14 protein-coding genes and 2 pseudogenes are annotated in these 19,755 nt (G+C 52.4%); 10 read left to right on the forward strand and 6 right to left on the reverse strand.

Annotated elements, in window-relative coordinates:
- Nucleotides 1-2,079: DNA translocase FtsK 4TM domain-containing protein (locus JCM12308_RS19735; protein ID WP_054784835.1), on the reverse strand; the 2,079-nt coding region annotated here is incomplete at its 3' end.
- Between the two features lie 4 nt (nt 2,080-2,083).
- Entirely contained in the window at nt 2,084-3,280 is a 1,197-nt protein-coding gene (locus JCM12308_RS19740; protein ID WP_054784836.1) for an aminotransferase class I/II-fold pyridoxal phosphate-dependent enzyme, read from the reverse strand.
- Nucleotides 3,281-3,482: 202 nt separating this feature from the next.
- Here JCM12308_RS19740 and JCM12308_RS19745 point away from each other — a divergent pair, with 202 nt between their 5' ends.
- Nucleotides 3,483-4,487: a CorA family divalent cation transporter gene (locus JCM12308_RS19745; protein ID WP_054784837.1), complete on the forward strand. Its 1,005-nt coding sequence runs from the start codon at nt 3,483-3,485 to the stop codon at nt 4,485-4,487.
- On the opposite strand, the pseudogene JCM12308_RS19750 reads toward JCM12308_RS19745, so the two are convergent.
- Nucleotides 4,484-4,691: pseudogene (locus JCM12308_RS19750) on the reverse strand (DUF1674 domain-containing protein). The gene JCM12308_RS19745 and the pseudogene JCM12308_RS19750 overlap by 4 nt on opposite strands.
- 265 nt (nt 4,692-4,956) lie before the next feature.
- Here JCM12308_RS19750 and htpX point away from each other — a divergent pair.
- From htpX to JCM12308_RS19800, 9 genes are all read left to right on the forward strand, one after another.
- Nucleotides 4,957-5,982 carry a zinc metalloprotease HtpX gene (gene htpX, locus JCM12308_RS19755; RefSeq protein WP_054784838.1) on the forward strand — a complete coding sequence of 342 codons (1,026 nt, stop codon included), beginning with the start codon at nt 4,957-4,959 and terminating at the stop codon, nt 5,980-5,982.
- A 318-nt stretch (nt 5,983-6,300) separates the two neighbouring features.
- Nucleotides 6,301-7,749 (forward strand): 16S rRNA (cytosine(967)-C(5))-methyltransferase RsmB, encoded by a 1,449-nt coding sequence (rsmB, locus tag JCM12308_RS19760; protein WP_083416798.1) that lies wholly within the window; start codon nt 6,301-6,303, stop codon nt 7,747-7,749.
- Nucleotides 7,750-8,022: 273 nt separating this feature from the next.
- Nucleotides 8,023-9,681 carry a heparinase II/III family protein gene (locus tag JCM12308_RS19765; protein WP_054784839.1) on the forward strand — a complete coding sequence of 553 codons (1,659 nt, stop codon included), beginning with the start codon at nt 8,023-8,025 and terminating at the stop codon, nt 9,679-9,681.
- 165 nt (nt 9,682-9,846) lie between these two features.
- On the forward strand, nt 9,847-11,463 hold the full coding sequence (gene purH, locus JCM12308_RS19770) for a bifunctional phosphoribosylaminoimidazolecarboxamide formyltransferase/IMP cyclohydrolase (protein WP_054784840.1): 1,617 nt from the start codon (nt 9,847-9,849) through the stop codon (nt 11,461-11,463).
- 159 nt (nt 11,464-11,622) lie between these two features.
- A complete protein-coding gene (locus JCM12308_RS19775) occupies nt 11,623-13,149 on the forward strand; it encodes an ArnT family glycosyltransferase (RefSeq protein ID WP_054784841.1) in 1,527 nt (508 codons plus the stop codon).
- Nucleotides 13,150-13,248: 99 nt separating this feature from the next.
- Nucleotides 13,249-13,716: a GNAT family N-acetyltransferase gene (locus JCM12308_RS19780; protein WP_014283183.1), complete on the forward strand. Its 468-nt coding sequence runs from the start codon at nt 13,249-13,251 to the stop codon at nt 13,714-13,716.
- 114 nt (nt 13,717-13,830) lie between these two features.
- A complete protein-coding gene (locus JCM12308_RS19785; RefSeq protein ID WP_235861646.1) occupies nt 13,831-14,574 on the forward strand; it encodes a carbonic anhydrase in 744 nt (247 codons plus the stop codon).
- A gap of 11 nt (nt 14,575-14,585) precedes the next feature.
- Nucleotides 14,586-15,038, forward strand: a complete 453-nt coding sequence (locus tag JCM12308_RS19790) for a GNAT family N-acetyltransferase (protein ID WP_008550120.1) — start codon at nt 14,586-14,588, stop codon at nt 15,036-15,038.
- 1,344 nt (nt 15,039-16,382) lie between these two features.
- A complete protein-coding gene (locus JCM12308_RS19800; RefSeq protein WP_208608886.1) occupies nt 16,383-16,961 on the forward strand; it encodes a hypothetical protein in 579 nt (192 codons plus the stop codon).
- Between the two features lie 178 nt (nt 16,962-17,139).
- Here JCM12308_RS19800 and JCM12308_RS19805 read toward each other — a convergent pair.
- From JCM12308_RS19805 to JCM12308_RS19815, 3 genes and pseudogenes are all read right to left on the reverse strand, one after another.
- A pseudogene (locus JCM12308_RS19805) lies at nt 17,140-17,411 on the reverse strand (hypothetical protein).
- Nucleotides 17,412-17,909: 498 nt separating this feature from the next.
- Nucleotides 17,910-18,983: a helix-turn-helix domain-containing protein gene (locus tag JCM12308_RS19810; protein ID WP_054784844.1), complete on the reverse strand. Its 1,074-nt coding sequence runs from the start codon at nt 18,981-18,983 to the stop codon at nt 17,910-17,912.
- Complete coding sequence (locus JCM12308_RS19815) at nt 18,983-19,642, reverse strand: hypothetical protein (protein WP_054784845.1); 660 nt, start codon at nt 19,640-19,642, stop codon at nt 18,983-18,985. Before JCM12308_RS19815 ends, JCM12308_RS19810 begins: the two co-directional genes overlap by 1 nt.
- Nucleotides 19,643-19,755 lie beyond the last annotated feature (113 nt).

The following is a 19,755-nucleotide window of genomic DNA, read 5'->3' on the forward strand; positions in this document are numbered from 1 at the left end:
TTCCATCTCACGGACGGTCCATTTCAAAGCCACAACAGCTTTGTTTGGATCGGTCACAACTGGAGTGAGAAGGTGCGGGATGCCGTCGTAGATGGACAGTTCCAGCATCTTTGGATCGATCATGATCATCTTACATTGCTCAGGGGTGAGCCTGTAGAGCAGAGAGAGGATCATGGTGTTCACAGATACGGACTTACCAGAACCGGTCGTACCGGCCACGAGCAGGTGAGGCATGCGGGCGAGGTCGGCGATGACGGCTTCACCATTAATGGTTTTACCGAGAGACATAGCCAGTTTTGCCTTGGACTCATCAAAATCCTCAGAATCCAGCAGTTCGCGAAGATAAACGGTTTCACGTTTGGCATTCGGCAGTTCGATACCGATTGCGTTCTTACCCGGAATAACGGCCACACGTGCAGAGATCGCGCTCATGGAGCGGGCGATGTCATCTGCCAGACCGATCACGCGGGAGGACTTGATGCCCGGCGCTGGTTCCAGTTCGTAAAGGGTAACAACAGGGCCGGGACGAACCGCGATGATTTCACCGCGTACACCGAAGTCGCCCAGAACACCTTCCAGAATGCGGGCGTTTTGCTCCAGTGCGTCTTTGCTCAGGCGCTGTTTGCCATCTGCCTGCGGTTCTGCCAGTAGCTCGATGCTTGGTAGTTCAAACGGTTTCTGTTTGACGATTGCAGTAGACTGTTTTTCTTGCGCGAATGGGCGTGGAACCATGCGGCCCGGAGTTGGGCGTGGCGCCTGTGGCTGCGGAACCGGCTGCATTTGTGGCTCTGGTTCGTCTGGGCTGGCGATGCCGATCGGGCCAACTGGAGCTTCTGGCTGAGGTCCGCGATGGAGGTCTTCGTCCTCGTAGTACTCGTCAGGTCCGAGTTCGTAGCCTTGCTCGTCATAAGCAGGTTGGCCAGCTGGTGCGGCTTCCCACTGCTCTTCAGGGTATGGCTCATTCTGCGGCGCGTATTGCTGTGTGTTGTCGTATTGTGGATCAAACTGCACATCATCGCGCGCAGGCTGAGCTTCCTGCTGATAATAATCGTTGAGGCCGTCGTCTTCATCCGGCATCAGCTTCGCTGCCACCTTGCGTCTCAGACGGGAAACCAGACCACCTTTTTGCTCCGGTTCTTCCTCGTAGGCTTCCTGTTCTTCCCATTGCTGTGAAGCTTGTGGGTCGTACTGGTCGTCTTCGTAGTATTCCTGTTGCTGTTGTGGCTGGTTTGGATCGTGCGGTGCCTGAGCGTACTCTTCTTCTTCCTGCCAGTTCTGTTCAGCAGCAGGCTTGCGCTTGAAGAGGGTCCGCTGGATTGCGCTGGTTGCCATCAGCTTCCAGTGGCTGAGGGCACCAATAATTGCGTAATAGCGGTTGTTTTCGCCTTCGTAGTCGTCCTCGGAATCTTCAGAGAATGGAAGAGCTTCGTGAGGTGTGTACTCGTCTTCAACCGCTTCGTCTTCTGTGATCTCTTTTGGAGAAGACTCTTTGCCGATCAGGCCAGCAGCATGTGCCAACAGAGCAATGGACGGCAGGCCGAGACCGACTGCACCGGTGAGGGTGCGCAGGCCGGTTGAGAGTTCAGGCAGAATTGCGGATGGGATGGAGAACACCCAGTCACCAAGGAAGCCGCCAAGACCAGTTGGTAGTGGCCAGCTTGTTGGGACTGGAATTGCTGCCAGTCCACCCGCGAACAGCACTGTTCCGACGAACCATGTCAGAAAACGTTTGCGGGTGACGCCAGAGGTGTATTTGAGCGACAGGCGCCAGCCCCAAATGAAGATGGGCACCAAGAACACGGCTGTTGCCAGCCCGATGGTCTGCATCAAAACATCAGCAACAATGGCACCAGTTTGACCCAAAGCGTTGTTGATCTCCGCATTGGTTGCGTGATTCAAGCTTGGGTCGGCTGTGGACCATGTTGCTAGTGCTGCCGCCACGCAGATGCCGATGACAAGGATCACCGCACCGCCAATGACGATCAGATTGCTTTTGATAAAGCGCTTTATCGGGCTCTCTGTATCAGCCAGTGAAACAGAGTTTGCTTTTGGTCGTTGCATTGCAGCAGCCTGACGCATTCAATTACTCCAGAGAGTCCAAAATTCTTCGGAACGCTTCCTTGCTGGTTTCCAAAGATTCAACGAGGGCGAGGCGGATGTATTTGTCACCGGGGTTGGAACCGTCCGGCATGTCTGAGGCGATGTAAGCACCCGGAAGAGCTTTGACGCCGGTTTCACGCCACAGCTTTTCAGCGACTTCGGCGCCAGAGCCCCAGCGGGATACATCCAGCCAAAGGAAGAAGCCGCCATCTTTGCGTACGGAACCAAAGAGAGGCGCGAGCATCTCTTCAGCTGCATCGTACTTTTCATTGTAGAGGCGGCGGTTTTCGATCACGTGCTCTTCATCGCCAAATGCACGCACAGCCAGCGCCTGAATAGGCATTGGAACCTGAGGGGCGGCAACATTGCGGAAATCAGCGAAGAACTGGATGAACTCAGGATCACCAGCAGCAAAGCCGCAGCGCGCGCCCGGCAGGTTGGAGCGCTTGGAGAGGGAGTTGAAGGTCACCACGTTTTTCAGTGTGCCATCAATTGCTTCAGCAGCTTCCAGAATGCCGGTTGGCGGAGTGTCGCGGTAAATCTCAGAATAGCATTCATCCGCGAAGAGCATGAAGTTGTGTTTGCGTGCCAGCTTGATGAGCTTTTGCCAGTACTCCATTGGTGCGACGGTGCCCTGAGGGTTCGCAGGAGAGGCAAAATAGAACGCGACAGTGCGGTCCAGCAGATCCGGATCAATTGCATCCAGATCAGGCAGAACTCCGTCAGCTGGTTCTGGCAAAAGAATTTCGTCTGCGCCCGCAATATGAGCGCCAGCACCGTAGGATTGGTAGAACGGGTTCGGCAAAATAACAGCCGGTTTGCCGTCTTTTTTCAGATAGTCGCGTGCGGAGACGCAGCCGAACACGAGGCCTTCGCGAGATCCGTTGAGCGGAATAACGCTCTTGTCCGGATTAAAAGCATCGGACAGGCTGAAGCGGTTTTTGAGCCACTTGCCGACAGCTGCGCGGAATTCATCTGTGCCACGGATAGCTGGGTACTTGCGGAAGCCATCCTTGTTTTCTTCAAGTACTTCAATGACGTAGCTTGGAGGTTCATGACGCGGCTCGCCGATGGTCATGACGATTGGATCCAGACCCGGCTCGATGCCAGCGAGCTGTTGATTCAGCCGCTGAAACGGGTTTCCTCCGCTAGATTTTTTTTCAACTTCTTTTGTGGACACAAGAATTCTCGCAGGAATGATTTACAACAATTGCTCAGAGCACCAAAACTCTAGTGTTTTTTGGTAAATTGGCTGTTAACCAATTTACTGTGCGCTAAGCTGAATAGGTGTTTCTTCTGGGGTTTGTCATCTGATTTTTTAGAAGTGTGGGTTTTGATGTGCTGGCTGAGTTAGGATCGAACTTGGGCCGGGATTTGTCGAAATGGCGCAAACCACAGAAAACATTGAAGCAAGCCACATCCATCTGGATTCTTCGTTTGTTGTTGTTTTCTCCAAATCCAAAGGCATGCGCAGATTCACACTAGCAGAGCTACGTGACTATGAGCTGGAGCCCGATGAATTTTATTGGGCTTATCTGCAACGGGTTGCCGCTCAGAACAGAGAGTTTCTCGAAGAGGCGGGGTTAGAGCACAGCGATATTGATGAGCTGCTTGCGCGAGAGGTGCGTCCGCATTGTCATGTGCGTTCGAAAGGGGTGTTTATTGCGATCAACTCCTTCAATGAACTGCCCAGCCAGGAAAGCGGCGATATGGAATATGCCCATGTTTGGGTTGATGAGCGTAGGATCATCTGTGTCTGGCATGAGCCGCTGGAGGTGTTTCGTAGTCTGGTTGAAAGCTTCAACAAGCGCGTACCACCTGAAAGCACTGCGGAGTTCTGGGCGCGATTGGTTCTGGCAATTGCTGAGCGTGCAGAAGATATGGTTGAGGAGCTTCAAGACCGGATTGATCATCTGGAAGATGTGGTTTTGGAAACCGGTGATCATCCATGGGAGAGTGAGCTGGCCAGGGTGAGGCGTTTTGCAACAATTGTTCGCCGCAGCATGCTGGCGTTTCTGGATACCATTCGAAACTTTGAAATTGAGAATTTCAGCTGGGTTAATCGCGTGAATAAACGACGTGTGCGTGAAGCCGGGGATCGTGCTCTTCGAATTGCAGAAGAGATGGATGCTATCCGAGAGCGTGCTGAAATTGTTCACGATCAGATTATGTTCAAACGCTCTGAGACAACCAATCGCTCTATGTTGATGATGGCAGCGATTGCTGTTGTGTTCCTGCCGCTCAGCTTCATTACTGGATTGCTGGGCATTAACGTTGCGGGCATTCCCGGAAGCCATGACCCTGTTGCATTTACAGTGGTCACGGCGCTGCTGGTTCTTATCGGACTGGTTCTGTTTATGATCGTCCGATGGTTTAAGATGTTTTAGAAATCGCTGGTGATACCTTTAACTTCCCAGTCGCTGTAGCGGGCAGTCCAGGCCTCCGCGGCCATTGAGTTCTTTTGGCATTGCTTCTTGTGCGGCATCGATTTCAGCGCGGCGTTCTTCAGCTTCTTTCAGAGCGCGCTGTGCTGCCGGGGGCAGGTCTTCGAACCGGCGTTTTTTGGGTGCTTCTTCGACCTGTTCAGACATATCAACTTCTTGTGCTTTGAAGTTTTCGACGGCTGATTTGTTCTCTTTTTCCATTTCAATCCCCGTTGGCTGATGCTGCTTATCGCTTCTGTAAGCTTGCGTTTGCCATTTGGAGCTACCACTTAAGCAGGTAGTGGTAGTTTCACAATGATCGCGTAGGCTTAGATATAGGCGCGAGAGCCTGTGTTTTGCAATGGGCACTGCGTTCATTGATAGACGACTGTCGAAATTGGCGAATTAGAGAACAGATTGGAGCGTTGAAACCATGAACTATGTACGGACCGGCATGCTGCTTGCGGCGATGACCGCTTTGTTTATGGGTATTGGCTTCATGATTGGCGGCCAAACCGGCATGCTGATTGCGCTTCTGATCGCCGGTGGCATGAATATCTTCTCCTACTGGAATTCGGATCGCATGGTTTTGGCCATGCACCATGCGCAGGAGGTGGATGAGCGTCAGGCACCGGAGCTTTATGGTATGGTTCGTACCATGGCGGCACGTGCTGAACTGCCGATGCCAAAGGTTTATGTGATCAACAATCCGCAACCAAACGCGTTTGCAACGGGTCGAAACCCTGAAAATGCAGCGGTGGCCGCGACGACCGGTTTGCTGAACAGCCTGACAAAAGAAGAAGTGGCTGGCGTGATGGCGCACGAGCTGGCGCACGTGAAAAACCGTGACACACTGATCATGACGATCACGGCGACGATTGCTGGTGCGATCTCTATGCTGGCAAACTTCGCGTTCTTCTTTGGTGGAAACCGTAATAACCCGCTTGGTTTGATTGGTTCGATCCTGATGATGTTCCTGGCGCCGATGGCGGCTGCTTTGGTTCAGATGGCGATTTCCAGAACGCGTGAGTATGCGGCTGACCGTATGGGCGCGCAGATCTGTGGTAACCCGCTGTGGCTCGCTTCTGCCCTGCATAAGATTGCAGGTGGTGCGGCGCGCGTGGTGAACGAGGATGCAGAACATAACCCGGCAACGGCGCATATGTTCATCATCAACCCGCTCTCTGGCCAGAACATGGACAACCTGTTCTCCACCCACCCAAACACGGATAACCGTATTGCTGCGCTTCGTGAGATGGCCTCAGAAGGTGGTTTTTCTGAAATGCGGAGTTCTGGTGACGGTCATTTTGGTGTTCGTGAAACATCCAATGCGCAGCCGCAGCGTGATGCCCGTCGTCCAAGCGGTCCATGGGGTTCTGCTGGTAACACCGGGCAGCGCCGTGGTGGTGAGCAATCTGGCCGCGATGAACCGCGCAAGCCTAAAGGGCCTTGGGGGTAAGCGAGAAGGCTAAAAAGCAAGAGAAAACTGCGAATGCGGGGCGTCTTCCGCATTTGCTTTGTTGATTGTGCCGTGTTTACCTGAATAACTATTCGAGCTTCCCAAATTGTCTTTGCAATATTAAAGGTTCTGTGGTTAGCCGAGCGGGATTTGACAGTTCTCCTATGGTGACAATTGGCAGTAATCCGCCAAAACTTCTAGTGGAACCAGATGGTCCACTCCGGTTTCTGACAGAAGCCTTTCACGCAAGAATGCATCTTTACAAGAATAGCTGGCGCCGAGGATCTGGCGACACATTCTGGAATACATGGATCAACGATGAGCGCAGAGCGTAAGAACACATCTTCTCAGGGCAAAAACTCCAAGTTCAAGGGGAGAAAGCGTTCTGGAGCACCGAAGACTCCAAAAGGTAATGACCAAGCTGCTGAAGCGGATAGCGTAGAGGGCACTTTCAAAGATCCCGGTTATGCAGCGCGTAAGGCAGCGACGGACCTTTTGGGCAAAGTGCTCAGCAAGCGTATGCCGTTGGACGGTGAGCTTGATCTGAATAATGGTCATCCGGGCTACAAGCGTCTTGAGCCGAATGATCGGGCACTGGTTCGTGCGATTATTGGCACTGCGTTGCGCCGTCGTGGTCAGATACAGGATGTGATTGATCGCTTCCTTGATCGCCCAATCCCTGAAAAAACTGGTCGTGTTCTCGATATTCTCCATGTTGCCATGGCGCAGTTGTTCTTTATGTCTGTGCCTGATCATGCGGCTGTGTCTCTCGCAGTGACGCTCGCTGGTCGTGACGGACGTGCGAAGCCATACAAGAACCTCGTCAATGCGGTTCTGCGTCGGGCTACTCGTGAAGGTGCTGCTATTATTGCAGAGCAGGATGCTGAGAAGCTGAATGCGCCTGAGTGGATGTTTGCGCGTTGGTGCGAAGTTTACGGTGAAGAGGCTGCGCGCGCGATGTCCGCTGCGCATATGACAGAACCATATCTGGACCTGACTGTACCTGCTGATCGTGAAGCGTGGGCTGAGAAGCTGGGCGGTGAAGTGCAGCTTGGCTATTCCGTACGTCTTCAGCCAGATGGTCCAATTGAAAAGCTTGAGGGTTTTGATGACGGTAAATGGTGGGTTCAGGATGCTGCGGCAGCTGTACCTGCTCGTTTGCTGGGCGACATCAAAGGCAAAGTGGTTGCTGATCTGTGTGCTGCTCCGGGCGGTAAAACCATGCAGCTGGCAGCGGCTGGCGCAGATGTTACCGCTGTCGATATCTCAGCGCGTCGTTTGCAGCGTCTCACGCAGAATCTGAAGCGCGTTGGTTTGGAAGCTGAGACTGAAGTCTCTGATCTTCGTGAATTTGTGCCGATTGATCTGTTCGATGCGATCCTTCTTGATGCGCCGTGTTCTGCGACCGGAACCATTCGCCGCCACCCTGATGTGGCTTGGCTGAAGCGTGAAGATGATGTGCTCAAGCTGGCTGATCTACAGTACGAATTGCTTGAGAAGGCATTGGGTTGGCTGAAGCCAGGCGGCACGCTGGTTTACTGCACCTGTTCACTGGAACAGGAAGAGGGCGAGCTGCAAATTCAACGCTTGCTGCTGGAGCATCCAGAGGTGCAGCGCGTGCCTGTGACGGCAGAAGAACTCGGCGGCGTGGCTGAGGCGATCAACTCCCAAGGTGACTTCCGTGCGATGCCGGGCCAGAACCCATCTTCTGGCAAAACATCCGGTGGATTGGACGGCTTCTTCGCTGCTCGTTTGCGCATCTCGTAAAAAGAGGTGGTGGAATGTCACTAAGGATTTGCGCAAATTGAGCATGGTTAACGAGATTTAAAGAGCTTGGGCGCAAACCATTTATTAAGTTTGGTTTAGAGCGTGCGGTTGCAAAACGCATTTATAGATCACGCTCTAAATCTTTGTTTTTACGCGTTTCCTTATTTGAAGGCCTTTGGTTTTCAGGAATACGCTATAGCGGAGAGCTGAAGGGGTATGACGGGCGCAACGGTGTCCGAAAGGCTCAGAATCCTTAGCCTTTTGACACAAAACATGGCTCAAAACAGCCTGAACTGGGCACGCGGGGGATCAATGTTCCGCATGTTCTCGTTCGGGAGTGCGCCATCGCGTCTTCTTATTGCTCCTCAGGATCTTCGCACTGCAGACGCTACGAATGCCGCTGATATCTATGCCGGACGCTTCCTGTTTGCAGGGCATCTGGTTGAGGTTGGGGGGCAGTCTCCGTTTGATGTGGAGCCTCCGAATCTGCAATGGGCGAAAGCTCTGCATGGATTTTCCTGGCTCCGTCATTTGCGTGCTGCGGAAACCATGATGGCACAGCAAAATGCTCGTGCTTTGGTTGAAGACTGGATCAAGACCTGTGGTCGCTGGCATGACATTGGCTGGAAGCAGGAAGTTGTTGCTCGCCGTGTTCTGAGCTGGATGGCGCAATCTCCGTTGCTGTTGACCGGCTGTGAGGCTGATTTCTATCGCGCCTTCATGCGGTCGCTGTTCCGTCAGGTACGTTTTCTTCGCCGGACCATGAACAAGGCCCCGGATGGGCTGCCGCGTTTAACCGTTGCTATGGCAAATGCGTGTGCGACTGTTTCCATGGACGGGCAGGGGCGCCACATCAAGCAGGCGTTGAAGCGGCTTGATCAGGAGCTGAAACGACAGATCCTTCCGGATGGTGGACATATCTCCCGGCATCCGGGTGCCATCATCGAGATCCTGGTTGATCTGCTACCAATCCGTCAGGCACTTGTGATGCAAGGGCAAACGGTTTCTCCGGTTATGATGGAATCCATCGATCGCATGATGCCGATGATCCGCTTCTTCCGTCATGGTGATGGTTCCTTCGCCCACTTCAACGGCATGGCTTCCACGCCGGGTGATGTGGTTGCAACGATCCTAGCTTATGATGATGCTCGTGGAACGCCGCCAGTGAGTGCGCCTCATTCCGGCTATCAGCGTCTGACTGGTGGTGACAGCCTAGTGGTGATGGATGTTGGTGCTCCGCCGCCGACACGCTTTTCTAACAGCACACACGCTGGCTGTTTGTCTTTCGAGTTCTCTTCAAAGCGCAATCGTATTGTGGTGAACTGCGGGGTCTCTACACGTGAGCAGGTTGCGTGGAAGATGGTGGCACGTTCGACCGCTGCTCATTCCACTGCAGGCATTGGTGATGCTTCTTCTTGCCGTTTTCTGACATCATCCCGTTTCGATAAGGTACTGGGAAATCCGGTTCTATCCGGCCCGAAAGATGTTTCTGCTGAGCGGCAGGATACTGATCTTTCTGACCGTGTGATTGCGAGCCATGATGGGTATGTGGATCGCTATGGTATTGTTCACGAACGCGATTTGACGCTTTCACGCGATGGTACGGTTCTGGACGGTATTGATCGCTTCAAGCCTACATCTGACAAGGGCGAGGAAGAGGCGGTGACCATTCGGTTCCATCTTCATCCGCAGGTCACTTGCACCATGTTGCCGATGGGCGATGCTGCTGTTTTGCAATGTGCTGATGGTGAGGCGTGGGAGTTTACAGCTGAAGGGCTGGAGTTCTCCGTTGAAGAATCAATCTATCTGTCTGACGTTTTCGGCCATCGCCAGACGCAGCAGATCGTAATTACGCTTGGTGTGAAAGAAGCGCAGAGCGTGACGTGGATGTTGAGAAAGACAGCATCTGCGAAGGGACGGCGGAAGACCTAACGTCATTTATTCCCATGCCCTTTAGGGGATGTAAACTGCTCCTAAAGGTTACCCGTCAAACCCGCCTTGCACCCTATTAAATGGGTTCCCACGGCTGTGAATAAGTGTTATTTGGCGGGCGTCAAACCCTTCTATTTCCTCTTTCAGAGAATAAGGCTTTTACCCATGGCCGTTGTCTCCAAAGGCGTTCCGATACCTGAACTCGTATCGGTTAAGCGCGCGCTTCTTTCTGTCTCCGATAAAACCGGTCTTGTTGAATTTGCAAAAGCTCTCTCCGAACGTGGGGTTGAGCTGATCTCAACAGGTGGGACTCGCAAAACCATCGCTGAGGCTGGCCTTCCAGTTAAAGACATTTCTGAGGTTACTGGTTTCCCTGAAATCATGGATGGCCGCGTGAAGACGCTGCATCCTATGGTTCATGGCGGCCTGCTGAGCATTCGTGATGATGCTGAGCACGTTGCTGCGATGGACGAGCATGGCATTACCGGTATCGATCTCCTTTGTGTGAATCTTTACCCATTTGAAGACACTGTCGCTTCTGGTGCTGATTACGCAAATGGTGTTGAGAACATCGATATTGGCGGCCCGGCGATGACCCGTGCAGCGGCTAAGAACCATGCTTATGTGACCACTGTTGTTGATCCAGCTGACTACGCTGCTGTGATCGTAGCGATGGATACACATAATGGTCAGTCTCCAATTGCTCTTCGTAAGAAGCTGGCGCAGAAGGCATTTGCCCGGACCGCTGCTTATGATGCTGCCGTTTCCAACTGGATGGCAGAGCAGATTGATGAAGCTGCGCCTGACTATCGCGCGATTGGCGGTAAGCTGAATGAAGTGATGCGTTATGGTGAGAACCCGCATCAGGCAGCTGGTTTCTATGTGACCGGCGAGCAGCGCCCAGGTGTTGCAACTGCTCGTCAGGTGCAGGGTAAGCAGCTTTCTTACAACAACATCAATGATACGGATGCCGCGTTTGAGCTGGTTTCCGAGTTTGATCCGGCTCGTACAGCAGCTGTTGCTATCATCAAACACGCAAACCCGTGTGGTGTTGCTGAAGCACCTACACTGAAAGAAGCTTATGAGAAGGCTCTGGCTTGTGATCCGGTTTCTGCGTTTGGTGGTATTGTTGCGCTGAACGGAACTCTGGATGCAGACGCTGCGGCTGAGATCACCAAGATCTTCACCGAGGTTATCATCGCTCCTGATGCGACTGAGGAAGCGATTGCGCTGGTTGCCAAGAAGAAGAACCTGCGTCTGCTTCTGACCGGTGGTCTTTCTGATCCTCGCGCCAAAGGTCTTTATGTGAAGACAGTTTCCGGCGGCTTGCTGGTTCAGGATCGCGACAGCGGTGTTGTTGATGATCTGGATCTGAAAGTGGTGACCAAGCGTGCACCATCTGAGCAGGAGCTGGCTGATCTTAAAATGGCCTTCCGTGTTGGCAAGCATGTGAAATCCAATGCGATCGTTTACGTGAAAGACGGCGCTACAGTTGGTATCGGCGCAGGTCAGATGAGCCGCGTGGATAGCGCTCGTATTGCAGCGCGCAAAGCTGAGGATGCGGCTGAAGCGGCCGGCCTTGCTGAGCCTCTCACCAAAGGCTGTGTGGTTGCATCTGATGCGTTCTTCCCATTCGCTGATGGTCTTCTGTCTGCTGCTGAAGCTGGTGCAACAGCTGTCATTCAGCCGGGTGGTTCCATGCGAGATGACGAAGTGATCAAAGCGGCTGATGAAGCTGGTTTGGCAATGGTCGTCACTGGAATGCGTCACTTCCGCCACTGACAGGCGACGTAATCTAATTGTTCTGAGCCTTCGCAGGTAATGCTTGCGAGGGCTTTTTTAATGTTTTTACTATTTTACTTAAATCAACAAGCATCTACTTAGGGGCAATATGTTACAGGTGAGCGGCATATTCTAAGCCCCAATAACAAAGCGGAACAGATGCAGCAGTTTCAGGCAGCCTTTTCAAGAACCAAGCAGTTTTGTAAATCGAATGATTGGGCCGAGTTTATTACAGATAACTTTGTTTGGCTTCTGGCTGGATATTTTGTTGTCCAGACTATAGTCCGATATTTTGCCTCACCGATCCTTGGCTTGGATGAGGCGGAGCAGATTATTGCGGCGCAGAGTTTTCAGCTTGGGTATGGGCCGCAGCCGCCGCTTTATACTTGGTTGACGATCATTTTCTTTTCGGTGTTTGGCAAAGGGCTTTTTGCAACGGCTTTGCTGAAGAACTCCCTGTTGTTCCTTGGGTATCTGGGTGTTTGGCTGACTGCCCGGAAAGTCTCGGATAAGACACTAGCGGCGATTGGGACGGCGGCGTTGCTGTTTTTACCGCAGATCTCTTGGGAGTCACAGCGAGCGTTGAGCCATTCGGTTTTGATGTTCGCTTGTTCAGCGTGGACAGTTTATCTTTTCATTTCCTGCATTCAAAAGCCGAGTTGGTGGCGGGCTGTTGTGTTTGGGTTGGTGATCGCGGCTGGAGCGCTTTCCAAATACAATTACCTCTTTCTGTTTGCAGCTTTGATTGCGGCGGGGTTTTGCATTGAGCAAGGCCGGCGCTTTTTGTGCTCCAAGTACATTGCTGTTTCTGCTGGTGTGGCCTTGGTCTTGTTGGTTCCGCCGGTATTTTGGATGTTTGATAATCAGGATCTGATTTATGCGCGGGTTCATAAGTTTGGGATTGATAAGGTTGAGCGGCATTTCCTGACTGGGTTTTTCTCTCTGATTAATGCTGCGCTTCAGTTCGTTATTGTAGCTGTGGTTCTGTTCTTCTGTGCCTGGGCGACGAGCTTTTACTGGAAGGATGAGGAACAGCATGATCAGTATGTGAATGAGCCTCTCCGGAAACTGCTGACGCTTGTGGTGGTGTTTGGGCTCATTATTGCTGCGGTTTCTGTGATTGCCAGCGGGGCGACCAATGTGAAGGACAGGTGGCTTCAACCGATCCTGTTCCTGGCACCGCTTGTCGCTTCGCTATGGCTGTTTGCTGAAGTTTCCATGCGACAGGCCAAGATTGTGCTTGGAACAGCCTGTATTCTAGCTGTGGTCATCGTTGTGCTCATTCCTTTCAACTTTGCTTATGGCAGCTTCAAGAAGCCGAGTGCGCATTCGCTGCCGTCGCAGGCTATTGTAGATACGCTTGCGCAGTATGGGGTGCGCAGTGTGCTTACGACCTCACACAGTATTGCCGGTAATATCGGGGATCTGAAACCGAACTGGGCGGTGACTATTCCTGAGTACTCCGGCATCGATATCAACTATGCCTATCCTGTTGCCGTGCTTTGGAAGGGGCATACGAAGGTTGTGCCGGAGAATATGAAAGCGCTTTATGAGAAGCTGAAAGGGAAACCGCTCCCCTCCAGTGAGATCCATATAGAAGCAGCGCCTTATCATCACTGGTCCAAATACCCGTTCGATTATAGCTTCATCATTGTGGAGGGAAGTGATCAGGCCTCCCTGAAATGATGCCAATTTGCGTTCAGGTTCTCCCAGTTTTGAGAATGGGTAGGCCCTCCCAAAATTGCTAGGCTCTTGCTGGCGATTTGAGATCAGGGAGATTGGTCCGTGATATTCGATGAGATTACCGTTGAGCCTGCCCGAGAAGCAGATGCCCATCGCTTGGGGGAACTTGTCTTTGCGATGGAGAGTGAGCTTTGGCCGGATGATGAGCTGGATGTGAGGGAGTTCCGCAGTACGGCGGAGGATATTCTGACCGATGATGGTTCCCGCTACTGGGCTTATCTGGCCAGATCCCATGGGGAGCTGCTGGGGTTGATTACGCTGGCGGAGAAGAAGGCCATTTATGCTGGTGGGCGCTTTGGTGAGATCGTCGAGTTTTACGTTGTGCCCTCTGGCAGGTGTGCTGGTGTTGGCAAGTGCCTGTTGCAGCATGCGGTGTTGAAGGGGCAGGAGATGGACTGGCCTTACTTAGAAGTAGGAGCGCCGCATCAGCCGGCCTGGAAGACCACTCTGAGTTTTTATCTTAATAACGAATTCAGAGAAATTGGGCCGCGGCTGGAAAGAGAAATTTAGGTGCGATTGCGAGTTCTTTTCGTTTAGGGCTGTTTCCCTCAATTCAACAACAGAATGTCCAGAATGGGCTTTTAGGCTGGCGGCAACTTTTGTTTGTTTGGCCAGGAGAAGCCTATGTGTTGGATGTGCAATGAAAAAGCGGGTCTGGTTGGATCACCGGAGCGTCGCAAGTTCCTGAAAACGGCAGGTGTATTTGGTGCTGCCCTGGCAACGGGTGGTGTTGGTGCTGTTTCTTCTGCCGGAGCGCAGGAGCCGCCTATCCCTAAAAACGAGATTGGCGGTGATGATGCGCTTAAGCGTCTGATGGATGGTAACAAGCGTTACGTTGAGGGGAATATCTCTCCCGCTGATTTCCAGAGCACACGTGCTGCATTGGCTGCTGGGCAGAACCCGTTTGCCGCGATCCTTGGGTGTGCGGATTCCCGTGTGGCGCCGGAGCTTGCGTTTGATACGGGGCGCGGAGATCTCTTTGTTGTGCGTGTGGCCGGTAATGTTGTGACACCAGAAGGGCTTGCCAGCCTTGAGTTTTGTGTTGATGTGTTGGGCACGCAGCTGATCATGGTGTTGGGCCACGAGAAGTGTGGTGCGGTTAAAGCGGCGATTTCCTCCGTGCAAAGTGGCAACCAGTTCCCCGGACATATCCAGACGCTTGTTGAGCTTCTTCGTCCTCCTGTGCAGCAGGCGCAGGCGGAGAAGGGGGATATCCTCGTCAACGCGATCAAAGCCAATGTGCAGTGGGGGACGACCGCTTTGCAGCAGGCATCACCCATATTGGATAAGCACTTCAAGGCGGGAACGCTGAAGGTTGTTGGCGGGGTGTATGACCTTGATACGGGCAAGGTAACGCTGGTGACATAAGAGGATCGCAGATGGTTGTTCCCATAGTCAGGGTATCTGAAGCAAAGGATCTTCCGGCTTTGCTGGAGCTTGAGGCTCATTACATGGCAGAGCTGGAACCGCAGAACTTTGAGCGGTGGAAGGCATGTGAGGCCGTGCATCGCAAGCGGATGGAAGAGGTTCTGGCGCGTACTTTTGCGGCTGAAATGGCCGATGAGATCAGAGGCTATTGCTATTGGGGGCTCCAGAACGACGGTGCTCATATCTTCAACGTTTATGTGCATCCGGATTTTCGCCGCTACGGACTGGCGAAGTATTTGCTTGAACGTACGGAGGAGGATATCCGGAAAAAAGGCTTCAGCCATTGGACGTTCAATCCCATCAGGACGCATCCGGCGAAGGTGTTCATTGAGCAGCTTGGCTATAAGCTTTTGCGGGAGGATGCGGACCGGCTTCACATGATGAAGGGGAAGGCGGCGGCGTAAATTACGCCTCATCCCGTTCTGCAAGCAGCTTTAGCACCGCTGGAAATTTCCGGCGGTGTTTTCACGTGAAACTCCCGGTACGGGGAGGGCAAGGCGAGCAGGCGGTGCCTGCGCTATTTATTGGTTACGAGTCTTCGGCATCGGCTGGTCGCCTTGCCCGGGCATTTTGGTATGGCCAACATCGCCTCTTATCCTGAAAGACACGATAGCCGGTTTCCCGGAAGGACAATGGCTGCATCTGAGCAGGTTTCCTTGCTCTGATAGGTCCGTTGCCCCTGACATGTGCTGCTATGACCAGCAAATGCCACTGCGTGATGCCCTTCAGGTTGGGCCCTTCCTCTCAGGCCATGCAGTCACGCCTGAAAATCGGTGCCACCGGACCTCTGCAAGATGCGTTACCCCTTGCAAAAGCCCCACCCAGCCCACGACACGCCGACGGACGGCCCGCCAGCTGCCCGTTACGTGGGCACGGGATTAGTATGGAACCATCTTTCGCCAAGGGGGATAAGTTTTTCTGAAGCCGCTTAATATTCCTCTCAGCTGCTTGGCAATCGTTGGGATGATTGAGTGGTTTCTTTTGATGTCCTTTCTCTGGGTGCTGCGTGCAGTGTGGTGGTTATGTTAGCGAGCGGTTGCCTTTGGTGTCCTTCCGCCAGCTACCGCATGAGGCGCAGGTGATTTTTAAAGTGAGCAGTCGCCCCACGGTGTCATCCCGGTCTCCGAGCCGGGATCCACGGATGGTTGCGGTATGCGGTGAGGATGGAAGGAAGAGCTGAGAAGCTGGTGGTTATGGGTCCCGGGTCTTCGCCCGGGATGACATCTTGGGGGATGCCGGGGAAGATGGCTGATGGTGTTTGGGGCGCTGAAGCATGTGGTGCGGGGAGTTTTCTTAGTGAGCGGCTTTCCTTGATGTAATCCAGTTATAAACCGCGCCACCCCGTCAGCAGCCGCGTGAAGGTGCAGGTGGTTAATTCAACGAGCGGTTGCCCCTCGGTGTCATCCCGGCCTCTGAGCCGGGATCCACGGATGGTTGCGGCATGTGGTGAGGGTGGAAGAAGGAGCCGAGGGGCCGGTGGGTATGGGTCCCGGGTCTTCGCCCGGGATGACACCAGAGGGATGGCTCGGGATGGTTTGGGATGGCGCCGGAGGGATGGCCCGGAAGATTGCCAGAGAGACTGCCCAGGAGATCATCGGGGAGAATGCTGCGGGCTCTGCGGATAAGAGGGGGTGGGTTTTGCAACGGTCAAGTGATGGGGGGCGTGCTGGGTGTATGACTGGGGCTTGCGGAATGCAGTGGTGAGGTGCCGGGATGTGTACCCTCCGGATAACAGAGAGGTGTTTTCGTTGAAACTTTCGTATCTGACCCTCGGCCTTCTCGGGGGCGCTTTTATGGTTGCCAGTGGTGCACAGGCGCAGGGAACCATCACTCATTACCAGAGTGAGGGAAACCTTGAGGTGACCCACAATGTGGGCTGTGTGGCGCGCGAAGAGACCAAGACGAGCTACACACCGGCAGACCTTTATCAGTCCATCTTTGCCTGTATTGAGAAAGAGCAGTACCAAACGGCGGTTGATCTTTATGTGATGGCGTTTGCGCGTGGGTATTTTGATATGCTGCGCGTGAAGGACAAGAGCGCGCATCAGGCGATTTCCGTTCTGCGACTGGTGACTTTTCAGAAGCTGAGCAAGGAGCAGAGCGAAGCCTTTGGCAAAGCGCTAGAGGCGTACAGCAAGGATGGCATCAGCGGCGCTTGCAGCTTTTTGCAGGCCTCAGGCGCGCCGGACTATTACCCTAAATACATGGTGGCCCATGGCATGGGCGGCTTGAAGAAAGAGGGTGGTAACGGGCTGGTGACACCGTTTGACGCCAGCGACGCATGGCAGGTTTCCCTCGCCAAAACAGGCATCTGTTCCGCCAAGTAGATGCTGGCCTGCGGGGGGATGGTATGTTCCGCAGACCAGCAGGGCGCCGTGGCGAGGGTGCGGGGTGTAGCTGCGTTCTCGCTTCCGGCACCGGAGCGGATGGCTGTTGCCAAATGCTCAGGGGCCAGCACGGCTCCACGCGGGCAGGTTCCCTTGCTGTGTGGAGCGCTGGGCGGGCTTAATCAGGAAGCGGAACGTTTATATTTACCGGCTGCGGATGAGCGACCCGCTCTAAAGTTCCGCAGCTTTTTGTAGTGCTTCCAGTCGGTCGCGGAAGGCATGATGCAAAGTGAACAAAGCATCGCGCTCGCTGCTGTGCTGCAGTCTCTCAGTCAGCAATAAGTGCTGCATATAGCTGAGATTTTGCAGGTCTGAGACAGCGATGATGACTTCGTCTATTTCGTTTTGGAAAGTGTTTGTGGTGCCACAGGCACATGCGGAGTCGGTCATTCTCAATCCCTTTGTCTTGAGGGTGTTGAATAACCGCGCGACAGGCGGACTTTCTAGGGCCCACTGGCGAGCGGGAGGCTAGAAACCTGTAAGACAGACAGGCGAGTTTATTCCCCTCCGAAGAAGGTATTGTATTCACCGCCCTCCCGCTCATAGCAAAGGGTTTGCGCGCTACCTATAAAGCAGGCACAAAAAATCCGCTAGTTAACGGGAGCGGTAACCGCTGTCTTATAGGAGGTTTCTAGGCCTCACGTATGAATGTGGAATGAAAACCTGAGGTTGTCAAATTGTCGGTTTTGACGAGGGTGTGGATGGTGGGGGATGTGGTGCGTTTGCGCTGTGCCTGAGAGACCTCACAGTCCCCAACACTGCCCGTGCCCCACACCTCATCCAACCACCCCACCACCGTCATCCCGCACTAGATGCGGGACCCAGCTGGGCGGCGGCTAACGGTGTGTGCAGGCCGCTCTGGATCCCGGCTCGGGGGCCGGGATGACTCTAATTAACTACTGATAAGTTTGGTTTTGGTGGGCGGGGGGGAAGGTGTCCTGAAAGGTCAAAAATCAACGTTTCAACTTCTTCCCATGGCAAATTTAAGTCAGAAGCAATGTCTTTCCTAGTTAGGCCATTTTTCCATAAAGCTGTTAGAACTTTTTCTAGAACAATTGAGGATTCTCTTTCAACGCCAATAGGTTCACCTCTTCTATAGCCCCTTTTTCCAAGCTCTATAATTAGAGAACGATATATCCAATCACTTATCATGTTTAAGCCATGTAACCGAGTTGCCAGTGCCATGGCAGAAACTTTCCATCGGTTTTTGGCCTTAATTATCTGGGCAGCGCTGTGAGTAAGACCCAAAGTACTTTTAACATCAGCCTCCGGCATTAAGAAGGCGGAAGCGAATTGATCTGCCTGCTTTTCTGCATCTTCAATGGGTGCGGATTCTCGAGCTGCATGAAAATGCAAAACTAGATGAGCCAACTCATGTGCTGAATCAAAATTGGAACGTTCAGCCGTTTTCTGTTGGTTTAAGAAGATGTAGGGCTTATCAGAATGCCAGAAAGAATATGCGTCAACATGAGGTGTGTTTTCTGACAGCGAGAGTATCCGAATGCCCTTTGATTCATACAGTTTAAGCAAGTTTCCAATAGGGCGATCGCCAAGGCCCCAATGTTGACGTAGAAGACGGGCTGCAGTTTCAGGTCTTTCTCGTTCTTTGCTCAAGTCAATTAAATCTGGAGTTGGTAAATTAAAACGTTGATCTATCCAATCGTAAAGCGCGATGCCATTTGATCCTGCTGCGAGAGAAGCATTACGTTCAGCTGCACTCATCTTCTTTAAGCTACGGAATGAAACGGCTTTTGTTTCAAGAAGTTCTGGATCTTCTAAATAGAAGAAATCCAATGGGTAGTTTAAAGCCTTTGCAATCTTAACAATTGTCGCGTCATCTGGTTGATGGCCATTTTCGGCTTTAGATATCGTTATCGGGGTTAGGTCAGCGATTTCCGCCAACCTTTTACCGGATAACTTTCTTCTATATCGAGCTAATTTTAATCGCTTTGCGCTGAACATCACGCGGTTTCTTTTGGTGAAATTACAATCTCGAAGTCATCCACTGGACCAGTGTCGTCTTCGATTTGCATATCCCATTGTTCTTTAGGACCGTCAATGAAAATTCGTTCTCGGAAATCCTTGTAGCGTTTCTTCTCGATTATCGGGCAAGATAACTCAACACTGCCATCTTCTCCGATCATTACAAAGTAGGTTGCTATGGTCTCAGAGTGAGGATCACTCGTTTTTTGTTGGTTCTCAGGTACCTCAGGTATTCCAACATCTATGCCATGGAACTCAAACAATGGAAGGTTACACATTTTTTCTGCTCCGGGACCTTTTTCAGATCTCGGGAGAGGTTTGAATATTCTGTCGCAAGCTTGATCAACGTTTTGAAAACCAATTCTAATACCAAGAGAATGATTGACTACTGCTTCGATACCTGAAGTTCGATCAATTACCCAACCTTCGCCTAAAACTTGCTCTCGTAGTGTTTCAACACCAAAGATGTAGGCAAGTGTTCCAGGGGCATTTAATGGCATTAACGGGCTTGCATCATCTGCATATGCTCGAGCTACATCTCGAATGGTTGTGACTTGCTCGATAGTTAAATTGAAGTCTGCTAATCGACGTTCAACGTCTGTTGGGTTTTCAATAATTGCTGTATTAAACTGTTTCATAGGAGGAGAGGTCCGTTTAATTTTTGCGACCTCATTTGAGGAGTAAAAAATTAAACCGTCAATAGTGAGATATCAGAGTGCGCGCTGGTTTCCACAATAATTAAATTTTTATC

Origin of the sequence: Pseudovibrio denitrificans JCM 12308, assembly GCF_001310815.1 — a bacterium.
In the GTDB taxonomy this organism is placed as follows: Bacteria; Pseudomonadota; Alphaproteobacteria; order Rhizobiales; family Stappiaceae; genus Pseudovibrio; species Pseudovibrio denitrificans.